The organism is Shewanella sairae (assembly GCF_023283535.1).
Taxonomy (GTDB): Bacteria; Pseudomonadota; Gammaproteobacteria; order Enterobacterales; family Shewanellaceae; genus Shewanella; species Shewanella sairae.
Genome location: NZ_JAKILT010000025.1, coordinates 54,088 through 70,483 on the forward strand (window position 1 = coordinate 54,088; position 16,396 = coordinate 70,483).

Annotated in this window: 12 protein-coding genes; 8 read left to right on the top strand and 4 right to left on the bottom strand. The window is 43.1% G+C overall.

The genetic code is table 11. The features are described 5' to 3' along the window. The first annotated feature begins 177 nt into the window (after window positions 1–177). The 4 genes from phsA (at window position 178) to L2748_RS12065 (ending at window position 6,069) form a co-directional block, all read left to right on the top strand. Window positions 178–2,454, top strand: a complete 2,277-nt coding sequence (gene phsA, locus L2748_RS12050) for a thiosulfate reductase PhsA (RefSeq protein WP_220780341.1) — start codon at window positions 178–180, stop codon at window positions 2,452–2,454. A gap of 12 nt (window positions 2,455–2,466) precedes the next feature. Continuing rightward, entirely contained in the window at window positions 2,467–3,039 is a 573-nt protein-coding gene (locus L2748_RS12055; protein ID WP_220780340.1) for a 4Fe-4S dicluster domain-containing protein, read from the top strand. After that, entirely contained in the window at window positions 3,036–3,983 is a 948-nt protein-coding gene (gene nrfD, locus L2748_RS12060; protein ID WP_220780339.1) for an NrfD/PsrC family molybdoenzyme membrane anchor subunit, read from the top strand. The genes L2748_RS12055 and nrfD overlap by 4 nt, the downstream gene beginning before the upstream one ends. A gap of 259 nt (window positions 3,984–4,242) precedes the next feature. After that, complete coding sequence (locus tag L2748_RS12065) at window positions 4,243–6,069, top strand: DUF3413 domain-containing protein (protein WP_220780338.1); 1,827 nt, start codon at window positions 4,243–4,245, stop codon at window positions 6,067–6,069. A 209-nt stretch (window positions 6,070–6,278) separates the two neighbouring features. On the opposite strand, the gene L2748_RS12070 is transcribed toward L2748_RS12065, so the two are convergent. Beyond that, complete coding sequence (locus L2748_RS12070; RefSeq protein WP_220780337.1) at window positions 6,279–7,010, bottom strand: DedA family protein; 732 nt, start codon at window positions 7,008–7,010, stop codon at window positions 6,279–6,281. A gap of 394 nt (window positions 7,011–7,404) precedes the next feature. Between L2748_RS12070 and L2748_RS12075 the strand changes: the two genes are divergently transcribed. Continuing rightward, complete coding sequence (locus L2748_RS12075) at window positions 7,405–7,857, top strand: DUF2127 domain-containing protein (RefSeq protein WP_220780336.1); 453 nt, start codon at window positions 7,405–7,407, stop codon at window positions 7,855–7,857. Window positions 7,858–7,956: 99 nt separating this feature from the next. On the opposite strand, the gene L2748_RS12080 is transcribed toward L2748_RS12075, so the two are convergent. Further along, window positions 7,957–10,383: a PilZ domain-containing protein gene (locus L2748_RS12080; protein WP_220780335.1), complete on the bottom strand. Its 2,427-nt coding sequence runs from the start codon at window positions 10,381–10,383 to the stop codon at window positions 7,957–7,959. 147 nt (window positions 10,384–10,530) lie between these two features. On the opposite strand from L2748_RS12080, the gene radA reads away from it, so the two are divergent. After that, the gene (gene radA, locus L2748_RS12085; RefSeq protein WP_220780334.1) at window positions 10,531–11,904 is read left to right on the top strand and encodes a DNA repair protein RadA; all 1,374 of its coding nucleotides are present in this window, start codon (window positions 10,531–10,533) and stop codon (window positions 11,902–11,904) included. A gap of 56 nt (window positions 11,905–11,960) precedes the next feature. Here radA and L2748_RS12090 read toward each other — a convergent pair whose 3' ends face one another. Together L2748_RS12090 and L2748_RS12095 are read right to left on the bottom strand one after the other, a co-directional pair. Beyond that, window positions 11,961–12,320, bottom strand: coding sequence for a PilZ domain-containing protein (locus tag L2748_RS12090; protein WP_220780333.1), 360 nt, complete (start codon window positions 12,318–12,320; stop codon window positions 11,961–11,963). Window positions 12,321–12,477: 157 nt separating this feature from the next. Beyond that, entirely contained in the window at window positions 12,478–13,023 is a 546-nt protein-coding gene (locus L2748_RS12095; protein WP_220780332.1) for a YgjV family protein, read from the bottom strand. A gap of 272 nt (window positions 13,024–13,295) precedes the next feature. On the opposite strand from L2748_RS12095, the gene L2748_RS12100 reads away from it, so the two are divergent. Together L2748_RS12100 and L2748_RS12105 are read left to right on the top strand one after the other, a co-directional pair. Then, window positions 13,296–14,534: a DEAD/DEAH box helicase gene (locus L2748_RS12100; protein ID WP_220780331.1), complete on the top strand. Its 1,239-nt coding sequence runs from the start codon at window positions 13,296–13,298 to the stop codon at window positions 14,532–14,534. A gap of 362 nt (window positions 14,535–14,896) precedes the next feature. Continuing rightward, complete coding sequence (locus tag L2748_RS12105) at window positions 14,897–16,255, top strand: NCS2 family permease (RefSeq protein WP_220780330.1); 1,359 nt, start codon at window positions 14,897–14,899, stop codon at window positions 16,253–16,255. Window positions 16,256–16,396 lie beyond the last annotated feature (141 nt).

The window sequence follows — 16,396 nt, forward strand, 5'->3', positions numbered from 1 at the left end:
TGAATTGCCTCACAAACGAGGTTATCTGATTGCGGATATGTGGTTTACCACAATATTCAATTTCTCCTCGCTCAATAACAATGATGAAAACCTTAGCAGTAGGTTGATTGCCAAACGCAGTTAGCCCGAGCTTAATCCAGCGCTTCGCTAAGGATCATTGTCATTGGGAGAGTTATCATGAGATTAGATCGGCGAACCTTCATCAAAGGGGCCGGAGCAGGCACCGCAACTTGCGCGTTAGCAACGTTGCCGGGCTCTTTAGCCGCCCTTGGGCATTCAGAGTTACAAGGCAGCGCTGAGTCGGTTGCCAGTATTTGCGAGATGTGCTCAACCCGTTGCCCTATTTCGGCACGCGTGGTTAATGGTAAAAACGTGTCTATCTTGGGTAACAAGAATGCCAAGTCATTTGGTGGCGCAGTATGTGCTCGTGGTGGCGCAGGTCATAGTCAGCTTTATGATAAGCAACGTATTGTTAAGCCGTTAAAGCGTGTTGGTGAGCGCGGCGAAGGTAACTGGCAAGAAATTGAGTGGGATGAAGCCTACCGTACGATTGCAGAAAACTTAAATAGAATTAAAGCCGAGCACGGGGCTGAAACCGTTGCCTTCTCATCAAAATCAGGCTCTTTATCGGGTCATCTATTTCATCTAGCCAAAGCCTTTGGCAGCCCAAATACCTTTACCCATGCATCAACTTGCCCTGGCAGTTATGTGATTGCAGCAAAGGCGATGTTTGGCGGTAAGATCAAGCGCGACTTAAGCAACTCTAAGTACATAATCAACTTCGGTCATAACCTCTACGAAGGCATTAACATGTCTGAGACCCGAGGCATGATGAATGCGCAGATGGAGAAGGGCGCTAAGCTAGTCGTATTTGAACCACGCTTCTCGATTGTGGCCGATAAAGCTGACGAGTGGTATGCAATTAAGCCAGGGACTGACGTTGCGGTAGCCTTGGCGATTTGCCACACACTAATTAGCGATGACTTATACGATAAAGAGTTCGTTGCGCAATATGTCACGGGCTTTGACGAGTTCGCTAAAGAAGTTAAAGCGTACACGCCTGAGTGGGCTGAATCAGTGAGTGATGTGCCTGCAGAGGATATCCGCCGAATCACCCATGAATACGCCGCTGCTGCGCCTCATGCGCTAGTGGATTTTGGTCACCGTTCATCGTTTACCACTGAAGAGTTTGAAATGCGCCGCGCACTTTATGCTGCCAACGTATTAGTGGGAAATATTGAGCGTAAAGGTGGTCTGTACTTTGGTAAAAAAGCGGCAAGCTACAACAAATACGCGGGCGATAATGTTGCCCCAACCTTGGCTAAGCCGGGCGTTGATGGCATGCCAAAAACCGATGCTAAACGTATCGACATGGTTGATGAGCAGTATGCGATGACATGGTCATCGGGTGGTATTTATCAAACTATTCTCGACGCGACTCTTGATGCGGTACCTTACCAATTACGTGGTTGGGTTATGAGCCGTACCAACCCGATGCAAACTATGACAGATAGAGCGCGCATTGTAGAAACGATGCAAAAGCTTGATTTTATTGTGGCTTGCGATATCTATATCAGTGAATCTGCCGCTTATGCCGATATCTTCCTACCTGAATCGACCTATCTTGAGCGCGATGAAGAGATTGCTGATAAGTCAGGTAAGAATCCTGCTTACTATGTGCGTCAACGCGTGGTTGAAACCATAGGTGATACCAAGCCAAGCTGGCAGATCTGGAAAGATCTAGCCACTGAAATGGGCCAAGGCCAGTTCTTCCCATGGGAAAACATGGAAACATTGCAGCTGTTCCAAGTACAGCGTGATGTTAATTTGCTCAGAAAAATTAAAGACGAAGGATTTGTCAGCTTCGGCAAACCTTTAATGCTACGTGAACGTGGCATGGTTAAAGACTTTGTTGCTGCCTATCCAAATGCTAAAGCGGTTGATGAAGATGGCACTTACGCCAGCCAATTAAGCTTTAAGACACCAAGCGGCAAGATTGAGTTGAGCTCGGAAAAAGTAGAAAAGATGGCGCGAGGTCGCGGGGTGATCCGTTACCGTGAAGTGAATATGAAAAAGGCCGACGAGCTGTTTTTCATCCAAGGAAAGGTGGCAGTGCACACCAATGCCGCAACCCAAAACGTGCCTATGCTGGCGAATTTGATGTCAGACAACGCGGTCTGGATCCATCCGATTACCGCAGGTCTACTAAGCATCTCTAATGGCGATAAGATCCGTATCTATAACGATACCGGCACCGAAGAAGGCCATGCGTTAGTGACGCCTGGTATTCGTCCTGACACTGTATTTGCTTATATGGGCTGCGGCTCTAAGAACAAAGAGCTTGCCCGTGCCACCGGTAAAGGTGTGCATTGCGGTAACTTACTTCCCCATGTGACTTCTCCGGTAACAGGCATGAACCTGCACACTACCGGCGTTAAGATTGCCAAGATTTAATCGGAGTTAATTATGACTAAGCGTTATGTTCTCGTACACGATGAAAACAAATGCATTGGCTGTCAGGCTTGTAACGTGGCTTGTCGCAGTGAAAACAATGTGCCTGAGTCTGTGACTCGTATTCAGGTGAGAATTGAAGGGCCTTACGGTAACTTTCCTCACCTACATTTTAAGTATAACCGCGTCTCGTGTGAGCAATGTGAAAATGCGCCTTGCGTTAAGGTGTGCCCAACCGGTGCGGCTTACGTTAATGATGATGGCATCGTCTCTATCAATGAGAAAAAGTGCGTCGGCTGTCTTTACTGTGTTGCTGCTTGCCCATACAAGGTGCGCTTTATCAACCCTGAAACACGAGTGCCAGACAAGTGTGATTTCTGTAAAGAAAGTCGTTTAGCTCGTGGTGAAGAGCCAGCTTGTGTCACTGTGTGTCCAACCCAAGCATTGGTGTTTGGCGATGCTAACGACATGAATTCAGAAGTGCGCAAAGTATTAGATACCAAAAATCATTACCAACAAAAGGTAAACCTTGGCACTGAGCCACGTGTTTATCGTATTCCTAGCCGTAAAGGAGGGATCACAGCATGAACAATATCTGGGGCTCAATGGAACAATACGATCCGGTAGTGTGGAACTGGATCATCGCAGTGTACTTGTTTATGGCAGGCCTATCAGCTGGCTCTATGCTGGTGGCAATTGGTCTTAAATGGTACAAGCAAAGTCGAGGTCAGCCGACAGAAGGTTTACCGGTTATTAAAGCGGCAGCAGTTATTGGCCCAGTAGCAATTTGTTTAGGTATGGCGCTACTGGTACTGGACTTGACCAAACCGTTTGAGTTTTATCATATTCTGCTCAATTACAACTTAACCTCTGTGATGGCATGGGGTGTTATCGCGCTATTGATTTATATTCCGTTAGTGTTTGTGTTTGCTGCGCTAGTGTTTGAAAAGCTGGTTTTGCAGTACGCACCTTGGTTAGCGGGAGTATTAAAAGTTTGCCGCCAAGTTGAAAATAGTCTTAATAAGCTTATTTTTGCACTCGGATTAGGAGTCGGTGTTTATACCGGTTTCTTACTGTCGGCGATGATCAGTTACCCAATCCTGAACACGGCGGTATTACCGGCACTGTTCTTAGCATCGGCGCTATCTGTTGGCTCAGCGGGTAACATCTTAGTGGCGACACTGTTCTTCAGTAAGAAAGAGTCAGACTGTATCGAGCAGGTTCACCGTATCGAGTATCCAGTAGCCTTTAACGAAGCATTATGTTTAGTACTGTTGTTTGTAGGCCTTAACTTCTCTGGCCCTGCTGCGCAGGCAGCAACCGCTGCGATTACTACCGGAACTTGGGCAAGTGTATTCTGGTTAGGTGTTGTCGGTTTAGGTTTAGTCGTGCCAGTACTGGCGAGCACGGTTGCGCCTAAGGCATGGCGTCATACTAAAGGCTTCTTAATCACTGTATCTTGCAGCACGATTTTAGGGGTGTTAGCACTGAGACACTTCGTGGTGTATGCCGGACAGAGCTATATCAGCTAGTGGCTGAAGGGGTTTAACTAAAGTGTTAATTAATCATTGTGGCCTCAGGGCCGCAATGATTTTTTGTTTAACGAGACTTCAGCTCTTTTCCTCTGGCCATTCAATTATAGGCATCATGCAAATCTAGTCAGCAATCTTAATAATTTATCTGTCACTAAAGTAATCGTGATCCTTATCACTTAATTCTGCTGTGTGAGTGGGTAGAATTCGCGCTTTTTATCCTCCCCATGTGGTTTGCTGGGGTAGTTGGAGCGGTGAAATGCAGTCTTTACGCGCGCAAATAAAGCCTCACTTAGCATTAACGCTAGTCAATATACTGTTATTTAATCTTGTCTCTATCAGTTACTTTGATTACTTGCCAGAAGGTCTGAATGCTTTTGAGTGGGGTTATATTGCGATTGCCACTCTAGGTCAGATGGGACTGCTTGCTGCATTAGTCGGTCTTGTTAGCTTGCCATTTAGCTTAATAAAATCGACTGTTTTACGCATGTTATCGACAGCGGCTATTTTTACTGCAGCGTTAGTCATTTTATATTGTGATACTCAGGTTTTTGCTCAATATCGTTTTCACATTCAACCCGTTTTGATTGAAATGGTGCTCTCTGGTGGTATCGTCGAGTTCTCATTGGCAAATTACTTGTTTGCAGTCATGCTGGTTTTGCTGATATTTACGCTGCAACTTGCTGCTTATTGGCTTATATTGAGCCGAGAACTGACAGGGCTTAAAACTTTAGGCAAGTATGTGAGCAGTGTTATTTTGCTATGCATGATTGCCACTCATGTGACTCATATTTGGGCAAGTGCGAATGCAGTTAACTCCATCACTAATTTCAGCCGCTTTTTACCTCTGTTTTATCCTGCTACCGCTAATCGATTAATGCTTAAATATGGCTTGGTCAATGAAGCTGAATTAGCACAACAAAATAGATTGAAAATCGATACTAGTACGAATCTAGCTTACCCTTTATCACCGGTAAACTATCAGCCCGTTACGCCGCCTAATATTTTGTTTATTGTAATTGATTCCTGGCGACACGACAGTTTTAGTGCTGAAATCACCCCCAATATTTGGCAGTACGCGCAAGCTGGGCAAATTTTCAAACAGCATTACTCAGTTGGAAATGCAACTCGAGCGGGAATTTTTGGTTTGTTTTATGGCTTACCTGCAACCTATTGGCAGAGCTTTTATCGTAATCATCAGTCACCATTGTTAATGGACAGAATGCTGCAACTGGATTATCAAATGGGCATATTTTCTTCGGCGCATTTATTGAAGCCGGAGTTTGATGAAACAGTGTTCGTTGATGTGCCTAACTTAAGAGTGCGCTCAAAAGGTGAGACTAAACCAAGTCGAGATATTGAAATCACACAAGAGTGGTTAGCGTGGAATAAACACAAAGACCCTACACGTCCAGCATTCTCATTTTTATTTTATGACTCTCCTCATGGGTATGATTTCCCGGAAGATTATCCACATAAATTTGAGCTACAAGTGCCTCGAATGGATTATTTAAGTTTAAGCAATGACACTGATAGGTTACCTATTCTTAATCGTTATAACACTAGTGTACATTTTAATGATTCGCTTATTGGTAAGGTGCTTAATCAGCTTAAAGAGTCTGGAGAGCTAGCGAATACATTAGTGGTGATAACTGGCGATCATGGTCAGGAGATTAACGATAATAAGCTGAACTTCTGGGGCCATAATGGCAACTTTACAGATGCTCAAATAAAAGTGCCTTTTATGATGTTTGGTGCTGATCTTGCGCCTAGTGTGAATCAGTATTTTACCGACCATATGGATTTGGTTCCGACACTGATGCAGAACTACTTAGGTGCTACAGGTCCAGTAGAAAATTACAGCGCAGGCTATAACTTATTTAAGCATGATATTGATAAAAGGAAATGGCTCATTTTAGCCAGTTATAGTGACTTTGCTTTAGTCAATGAAGATAGCATTTTGCATGTTTCAGCTATTCAAGGTGGTTATCAATATATGGATAGGCACAATCGACCTAAAGAGGGGAAACCTGATTTTAAGCAAGTTAATCAAGCCTATGAATTGATGAGACGCTATTTGAAATAAAGTGAGCAAGGACAAGTCTATTGAATGAGTGTCGCTCTTGGGTTTAGCGCTTTAAATGCAATAACAATAACAATAACAATAACAATGACCGTGAGCTATTTGATAATGGCTCGCGGTTTTTTGTATCTATTTTCAGTAAGCGGCATATAAAAAAATAGCCCTGTTACATAACAGAGCTATTCAATAGTATTCGCTATTTAGTAGAGCGATTACTTAATGGTTTTCTTCAATACTGGCTGTGTCTTAGGAAGCACAGTTTCTTGAATAATGTCACTTACGATAGGCTTTCTAGCACGTCTTTTATTGATGATAAAACGGCTTAATAAGCTCACGATTGCAATAGCTAAGGTCACAAATGGTGCGATAATAAGCACCATAGTCACGACTCGGGCAATATGCTCTGGTAAGTATGATAATGCGTAGCCAAAGCCAAGTAACAACGCACACCAAATTAATGCACTTAACCATGCAAAGTAATGGAAGTTAGACACTTTTTTTATGTGTAACCCCATCATTAGCGGTAATAATGGGCGCACAACGGGAATGAATCTCGCGGTAAATAGCGCTAACAGACCATGCTTATTCAGTAACTTATCAACTGTTTTCATGCGGTTTTCGGGAACCGCATCAATCCAACGTTGGATTTTAGGCAGTCGATGTAGCCATCGCCCTTGAATAAAGGCTATCCAGCTACCCGTTGCACCAGCAATGACTAAAGCGGCAAACACCAGTGGAAAGCTTATGATCCCTGCTGCGGCTAAGCTACCAGAAAGGATGACAACACTGTCACAGGGCATGGGAGCGGCTGGAAGAAATGCACTTTCTAGCCAAATTAAGGTAAATACGCAAACGTAAATCATGGTTGCGCTGCCAGGACTTTGCAATGATGCGAAGTCTTGCTGCCAAAGAGCTGTAACAACTGAGACAAATGAATCTAGCATTGCCGGTGTTCCTAAATGGGCGTGTTACTCAAAGTTATTGGCGAATAGTACAATAGTTTGAGTGGGTGTCTAAGGAGATTATTGTATTGTGATGTTGAATGTTAGATCGCGGTCAAGTCGCCATCACATTTCTTACTTAAATCGCCTGAATTCGCACTATACCTCAGGATTAATCGATGCTAATTAACTATTCGTCTTCATTAATAAAAATACATGTTCAGTTAATCAAAACTTCATCAGAGTTCACTTATTCAGCTTTTTTGCCATATTATTGCTGTGAAATTAGCCCAGATTAAACTGGGTTAATGTCACGCGAATAGCACGATATTGGCTTAAAATAGAGTCTTGATTGGCAGAGTTAAGTCAAAAGATTTTCTAAGCTAAAAAGGTAAATATGTTAACAGTGAACAAAGGCTTGAAAGCCGTTGCAATGCTTGAAGCGACAAAAGGCTTGTTATCCGTGCTAGTGATTTTTGGGTTGCATAAGTTAGCAGGGGAAAACATACAGCAGTTTATTGAGGTACTGATTAGTCACTCGCATCTCAATCCTGCTAATCACTTATTACAGGAGGTGGTGACTGAAGCCGGAAAAATTACCGAGAATAATATTAGCTTAGTAATGGCTGGCGCCGCGTTATATGCGGTAGTCCGCTTTGTTGAAGCGTTCGGCCTTTGGCATAGATTGGTCTGGACTGAATGGTTTGCGTTATTAAGCGGGGCAATCTATTTGCCATTTGAGATCTACGGCCTGTTTACTAAACCGAGTTTACTAACAGTGGCTGTATTACTGATTAACCTGCTGGTCGTGGTATATATGTATCGGGTGATTAAGCATAAACCGAGCTAGTTTTTGGCATAGTGCTTAAAAACCAGTTATGGACCTAAGCTTTTATTAAAGGCTTAGTTCTAAACATTGAGCTTAATGGCTCTAGTAGCTCTAGTAGCTCTAGTGGGTAGTGTCTGAGTAGAGCTCAGGAAACCTCATTATCACTTCTTTGGTTATATCTAATAGTTCTCCAACACCAATAATGTTCCATAATTGCTCTTCAAGTTTTTTGGTTTTATGAGGGGCATGTACATTTAGGTATTCCCGCTCTCGGCGAATATAGTTTAAATCGGGTTTTCCTGCATGAGCGCGATAAACTCTCAACGCGACAAAGTCGCCGACACGCTGGCTGCGCTGAATAAAGTTAAGCTGTTCTTGTGGATCTTTGAGGTCAACGTCACTGATGCAATGGGCATTGATTTTTCCCTGTGATTTTTTAGACAGTTGTACGAAAACCTCAAAATATGAGCAATGACTCTTTGGTTTCATAGCGCGAATCGGCGCAATAAAATCACGTTTTAGCTTACCATCGGCTAGAAGTGGCGCAAGATCATAGCTTAATGTGTCGTCGAGTTGTGAAGCAAAAATATTGGCGATATGATTTTGCTCGACACCAATTCCTAGCGTCGATATTTCCGCTGATTTCGTCGTTCTCTCTAGATAATAGGGCAGAGATACCAGTTGACGCATGACAATGTTCTTCATGCCGTCGGCAAGCTCTTTTACATCATGGTTATTTTCCGTGAGCTTTTTTAGCTTCTCAGTGTTATGCCTGAGTAAACGATTTAAAAACTCAACACCCGAATGTGGGGTATGTCCAACAAGGGCGGACATATGCAAAGTGATACCATTTTTTCGAGTATTCAATAAACGGTATGGGAGCATTTGTAGTGATGTTTTGCCTGCCAGTGGTTGCAGTTTGGGATAACTGATCGCAATCGGTTCCGCTTCATTAAAAGAGATCGGCTGACTCATTGTCAATTTCATTCCACGGCTAGAAATATCATCAGTACTCGCTACTGTACTAAGGTCGCCTTGCTTGAGTAGCACGGTTGTTTTAAAGGCAAATCGAGACTCGTTGCGGCGTTCACTAAATTGCAATGCAATTAATTTGATGGTGTGCTGAGCAATTTTTTGTTGTCCAAACACTTTTAACGCGTTAACACTTGGCGGGTTAGCGTCATTACTGTGGCATTGCTGCCAATTTTGGTACTGCTCAGCAGCATCAGGGTTAGTAACATCAATAACCTGTAAAACATGGCTAAATGCGGCTAATTGGGTTTCTGTTGCTGGGGAATAGTGACCCATATCGCCTGGTAAAATGCAGTTTTTGTAGCCATGGCTATGATCAATCGCTTGATGACTAATATGAAAGACTTTAAAGCTTGGCTTTGTTGAGGCAAAGCTTAAGAATAATGGCAGTAAATTGCGCTCATTGAGTTCGGCTAAGCTGGCAGAATAGAAATATTTTGCCCCCTGAGCGGTAAAGGTAAAGCTAAAAAATTGACTATGAGCACTATCTTCTGCTGAATTAAGCAGTCGCTTTAGCCTGTCAGGTGTGAGAAACGCACTGAGCTGGCTAATATCATCTTCATCTTTGAAGTATTGGCAAATAGGTTGATTTTCATTACTCAGTAATTTATGACTGATGTGGTATTCGATTTGACCGTTTTCAATATTGCTATTTTTCTCGATGAAAAGTGGCAAATGCGGTAAACGAGGCAAATACTGCCTTTCAAAGCCTAATCCTTTGGTTGTCACCAATACATCATTAACATTCACCTTGTATCGCAGTTTATAGCCACGGATCAATTTTTCGAGCATCTCTGCCAGAGCATCACTGCCGGAAATACGCTTTATCCTCAGCCAGCTGAACTCTTTATTTTGCTCTATATCGACAATTTGGTAATCCACACCTTGTTGCAGATCATGGTGATAATACTCATCACTGAGTTCTAGCAGCTTCACTCTGATAGGTTGGTTACTTTTTAAGCTATGTTTGGCATCAAGGCGTATTCGTGCGCCGCCGACTGAAAGATCAACAGTAATGCCATTAAGGGTTTGCTGGCCTTGGCTGACGCTAATCCGCATGCTGTAGTTCATCCGCTCTTCACTACGCGAAAAGTAGTTACCTAAAACAACACTTTTTGCGATAAAGGCTGATGTATTTTCATGTGGAGTGAGTGACTTCGAATTACGCTGTTTTAAAATACGCTGCTTATGAGTCGCGATGACCTGCTCATAAACTCCCAGTGTATATTCATCTCTATACAGGGCTAATGACTCTAAGAAGTTTTCTTTTGCAGGAAGGTCAAGATAGTGTTGCTGGCCTTCATGATTAAATATTTGGCATTCAAGCTCAGTTTTATTGCGTAAATCGATATTACGCGTACATTTTGAGGCGAGTCTATTCAGTTCCATTTTGAGCAAAAAGCGTGTTGAACTGGTCTCATTCGAGGTCAGTTGTTCAAACAACTCCTCGAAATTAGGTTCCATTAATAGTGGCTTTAACTGTTCAACTAAGGCTTTATGCAGATCTAAGGTCATTAATCACTTCTTTTGGATGCTAAAAAGCCCAATGGCTGATAGGCTCATAGGCAACTTTTATACTGATTGGTAATACTATCCCAACTTTAATTAGTATCGGCCAATATTGGCATTACTTTACCGATTTTATGTGATTTAGACAGGGCTATGGCAAAGAACAAAACAGCTTATGTATGCAATGAGTGTGGTCAAGACTTCCCGCGCTGGCAAGGCCAGTGCAGTGCGTGTCAGGAATGGAACACCATTAGTGAACTTAAAATATCGACAGCAAAACCGGCTAGAGGTTCAGTTTCTGGATACGCCGGCGCTGTAGGCGGCGGTTCAAAGAAGCTAAAAGAGATTGAAGAGTTTGAAGCGCAAAAGTTACTAACCGGTATTGGTGAGCTTGACCGAGTACTTTGTGGCGGCTTAACTACAGGCTCTGTTAACATCATTTCAGGTGACCCCGGCGCGGGTAAAACCACTATTTTATCGGATCTCGTGTCGCGTATGTCGCAGTTAATGCCGTCATTATATTGTACGGCAGAAGAGTCATTATCCCAGTTCAAAAACCGAGTTAATCGACTCAAATTAGACTGCAATGAAGACAATCTGTATTTAATGGCTGAAACTAGCGTTGAAGCGATTATTGCCGAGCTTGAAGATAAAAAGATTAAGTTTGCCGTCATTGACTCGATTCAAGCAGTGGTGACCGATCTTGCTAATGGTAGTCCGGGATCGCCATCGCAAGTTAAGAGCAGTGCTCAGGCATTAACTCAGTACTGTAAGCAAAATAACGTGACCATGTTTTTAGTTGCACACGTTAATAAAAACAATGAAACGGCTGGACCACAAACGCTGATCCACATTGTTGATTGTTTGACACATATCGAGTGCAACGATGGTCAAATCCGTACATTAAGAGCTAACAAAAACCGTTTCGGTGATGTCGATACCGTGGGTATCTTTAAAATGACAGAGCGGGGCATGATAAGTGTCGATAACCCGAGTGAGATTTTCTTATCGGGTTCTAGCACTGAATCACCAGGGGCGGCCATTACCTGTATCCGTAAGGGTAACCGTAATTTGTTATTAGAGATCCAGTGTCTAACTACAGAGACGGAAGCTGAGTTCCCACAACGTGTTTGTGTTGGCTTAAATATGAACCGTATTAAAATGCTGACGGGGATTTTGCGCAAACACACTAAGACTAAGATTTTTCACGACACCTATTTTAACTTAGTCGGTGGTCTTAAAATCGATGAGTCAGAAACTTGTATCGACTTAGCCTTAGTTACCGCGCTTTTAAGCAGTTTAAATGATTTTGTTGTGCCAAGAACCACCTGCATTATGGGTGAACTGAGTCTTAATGGCGATGTGCGTCCAATCGATAGTGGCGTACCTAGAGTGAAAGAGGCTATCCAGCATGGCTTTACTGAAATTTTTATCCCATTTCGTAACTATCACAAATCGATGGAAAGCCCAGGGGTCAAGATCACTGCTGTGAAGACGATTCACGAATTATTAGAGCTGATTAATTAGCTTAGTGATCGCTTTGTGCTTGGGTATATAAAAACACCGCGTAATTGCGGTGTTTTTTATTTTAAATCAAAGAGGCGTTCCAGTTCCCTATCTAATAAAGATGCATCACCAAGGTTAAGCTCTAGTAAGCGGCGTAAGTGACTAATACTTTCAACATCGATATGTTGGCAGGCTAACCCAAACTGGTTATTTTTTTGATGAACCACACGCACTTGCATCAGAATGCTGATCTCTGAATCATCAAGTGTAAACTCAAGCATCAAAGGTCCGTTATTGAGTGTTACTCCTTCAGGGAGCTCAACCAAGGCACCATTTAAACTAATGTCTAGCAATTGGGTTTGCCAGCACTGTTTTGCAGAATTCAGTTTGGCGTCGGTGGTTAACATTACCCTTGAAAACAGCCGTCTATCGTCCATATCATTCCCTGAGTTCACAGCGTATTGTACTACTGTATTGTCTTATTAGTTGTGAAACTATTACAAATTAATCTTGATGCATCTTAAGTGATTACGATTATACGCATTTAAAGCTTAAAGTGTCGTACATTCACGCTTTTCCTAAATATCAGCCTACTTATACTGCATGTTCCGTATCGTACTCAACCATTTTTTGTGGCAATAAGCTGTGGCTTAAAATTACGATAGTCACAACTTGATAAGCAATCCCCGACCAAGAGTTAAGATAAACAGATAGCGTTAGATTGAGCAAATTGCTGAACAGCATTGCTATGCGAAGCTTGGAGCCGACACAGTAAAATAGGGCAAAACTCATCAAAATGGCACTCGTAACGGCAGCCCATTCACTCCAATGCTGAGCAAGCGTTAACCCTTGAATGAGTGCAAAGGTGGCAAACAATACGGGTAAGCAAAACATATAGCGTTTACGTAGTTTTTTGCAGTAGCGACAGCAAGCAAAACGCAATAGATTTAAGAGTTGGTTAACCATGCCTAAATTGCTACCGAGTAATCCTAGGTGAGCAGCGGTAAGACCTGATGCGATAAGGTTGCCTGATAGCAATTGCTGATCATTTTTTTGGGCATTGGCCCACCAACCTATGGCCATTGAAACAAAACCTAAGGATTGGATCCATAATAACCCTTGATGTGATAACTCGAACACTAAACAGCAAAACCTAATAGACAGTAAAAAGCGGCTGGTTATTGTCTATTTTTTGCTCGCTAATACTGTGACATAACACTCGCTATAGCTTGTTTGTTAATCAAAGATGCTATGAAGTGTGATCTAGGTCGTTAAATTGACAGCAACCTCAAGCTGGCAAGTGCTCTCAGCCGGCGGCCGTTAGCTATTTGCAATGATGATGAATATTTGTTTAGTAGTTTTTTCTGTTAAACTTCGGCTTACTTTATCTGTTTCTTTCAAGGATTGTCAGCGTGTCATTTTCATCACTTCCCTTAAGTGACAAACTTCTCAGCGTACTTGCGCAAAAAGGTTACCAGCAGCCTACTGCGATCCAAGCCGAGGCGATCCCTGCTATTTTGGCAGGCCAAGATATTATGGCTAGTGCACAAACGGGAACGGGTAAAACTGCAGCGTTCACTTTGCCGTTACTGCAACTGCTACTTGAAAAAACATCGGCGAGTTCAGCTGCTAAAAATAAGTTGCCTAAAGTATTGGTATTAGCACCGACTCGTGAGCTCGCAGTGCAGGTGAATACAAACGTTAGCCAATATGCGATTAATACAGATATCACTAGCTTGGTAATTTATGGTGGCGTCAGTATTGATGCCCAAGCTGCTAAGTTAGCGTCTGGTGTCGATGTGATAGTGGCGACACCGGGGCGGTTACTCGATCATGTTCGCCGTGGCTCACTAAACCTTTCTACCATTGAGCACTTAGTATTTGACGAAGCTGACCGTATGCTTGATATGGGCTTTATGGATGAAATCAGTGCAATCCTTAAGCAACTGCCTGCCAAGCGTCAAACCCTATTATTTTCAGCCACGTTTAGTGGAGCGATTTTCGATTTAAGTAAAAAACTGCTGCATAAGCCAGTTAGAATTGAAGTGGATAAAGCCAACAGTGCAGCAGGAAGTGTTGAGCAGGTGGTTTATGCTGTCGATAGCGACCGTAAAACCGCACTGCTTTGTCATTTAATCACTAAAAATGACTGGCATCAGGTACTGATATTTAGTCGTAAAAAGCAAACTGCCGATCAGATTGCGCAAAATATGTTAGCGGCAGGTATTGAGACTAAAGCCTTTCATGGTGATTTAGGCCAAGGTGCTCGTGAACAAGTGTTGAATGATTTTAAGCAAGGCAAAATTAAAGTGCTGGTGGCTACTGATGTTGCAGCTCGGGGCTTAGATATTGTCGAACTTAAAGTGGTGGTTAATTATGAAATCCCCTTTGTGGCTGAAGATTATGTACACCGTATTGGCCGCACTGGTCGTGCAGGTAATACGGGTACGGCAATAACACTTTATAGTGAAGATGATGCCTTGTTACTTGAAGAGGTTGAGTCAGTGTTGGATAAACGCTTACCGCAGCAGTGGCTAACTGGTTTTGAGCCTGACTTAACTAAGATAGAACAGCCGAGTCGTAAAAATAGTAAAGCTGCACAGCGGCAACGGGCTAAAAAGCGTGCACTCGGTGGTAATAAACGCCGTTAAACTGCGATTTAATGATATTGGCTATCTTGAGTCAACTCGATAAAGTGTGACTTAGAATGACATCTAACGCCTACAGGACTTGCACCGAGTCCAGTAGGCGTTTTTTTGTTGATACGAGTCAAAAAAGCCTGTGGTGAGCTATTTCCTTGCGGGCGATTGCTGTAAACTCCGCGCCAACAAAGGCTGTGTTGGTAAGAGTAAATTTTACCAGGCATTTTGCTCGCAGGTCACTGCCGCTTTAAGTTGGCGTAAGTGGATCTCTCACCCGATATTGTTAGTCGGGGCTCTACCTGCCATAGCCTTGCCGCCAACTTACCTCAGTTGGTTTAGCCCAATTTAAGAGATCAAAAGGTATAACAATTATGAAGTCTGAACAGGCTCAAACAAGCACTGCAATTCCAAATGATTCGTTTCTGGATCGCTATTTCAATATTTCTGCTCGCGGCAGTACGTTACGACGTGAAATTATCGCGGGTTTAACCACCTTCCTTGCCATGGTGTATTCGGTCATTGTGGTACCGAATATGTTAGGCAGTGCAGGGTTTGACCCTGGCGCGGTTTTTGTTGCCACCTGCTTAATCGCCGCTTTTGGCTCATTGCTAATGGGCTTGTGGGCCAATATGCCGATGGCAATTGGCTGCGCAATTTCATTAACCGCGTTTACGGCTTATAGCATGGTGCTTGGTCAAGGGATCTCAATTCCTGTCACGCTAGGTGCTATTTTCTTAATGGGCATAGTGTTCACATTAGTGAGTGTTACTGGCATACGTCAGTGGGTACTGACTAATTTACCGAAAGGTATTGCTCATGGTACTGGTATAGGTATTGGTCTGTTTTTACTGTTAATTGCGACTAATAGCGTCAAGCTGATTGTTGCAAATGATGCTGGATTACCTGTAGCACTTGGGGATATTCATAGTCTGCCAGTAATAGCGACCGTGGTAGGTCTTGCGGCAACAATAGGTCTTGAACGCCGTGGCGTTCCTGGCGGAATTTTGCTGGTCATTATCGGTTTGTCTGTATTTGGGCTGATTTTCGACCCAAGCGTGACTTATCAAGGTTTGTTTGCATTGCCAGACTTGATGTCTGATAAATCACTTATTGGTCAGCTTGATATTATGGGCGCGTTAAACCCTGTGGTTTTGCCAATTGTTTTAGCACTCGTGATGACGGCTATCTTTGATGCAACAGGCACTATCCGTGCGGTAGCGGGACAGGCTGAACTATTAGATGAAAAAGACAATATTATCGGCGGTGGTAAAGCCCTAACATCTGACTCTGTGAGCAGCATATTTGCAGGTGCCGTTGGTGGCGCGCCTGCGGCGGTTTATATCGAATCGGCTGCGGGTACCGCGGCGGGTGGTAAAACCGGTTTAACAGCCACAATCGTTGGTTTGTTATTCTTGTTAATGATGTTCTTAGCACCATTAAGCTATCTAGTCCCTGCTTATGCGACGGCACCAGCATTAATGTACGTAGGTTTGTTGATGTTAAGCAATGTAACTAAGCTTGATTTTAACGACAAAGTTGACGCAATGGCAGGCTTAACCTGTGCTGTGTTTATCATTTTAAGCTGTAATATCGTTACCGGTATTATGCTAGGTTTTGTGACCTTAGTTATTGGCCGCATTTTCAGTGGTGAATGGCGTCAGATTAAGCTTGGTGTGTTAGCGATTACTATCGGCTTAGTGGCATTTTATATGGGCGGCTGGGCGATTTAATTCCCTAAGCTCTCATTATAAAAGCAGGCAAAAGCCAGTCAGAAGTGACTGGCTTAATTAGATGGTCCGCCTCACCCCTAAGCTAACCTTAGGGTTAGGCAATCAAAGAGGCGAACCATCATGTCTACTATTAAAGTAATT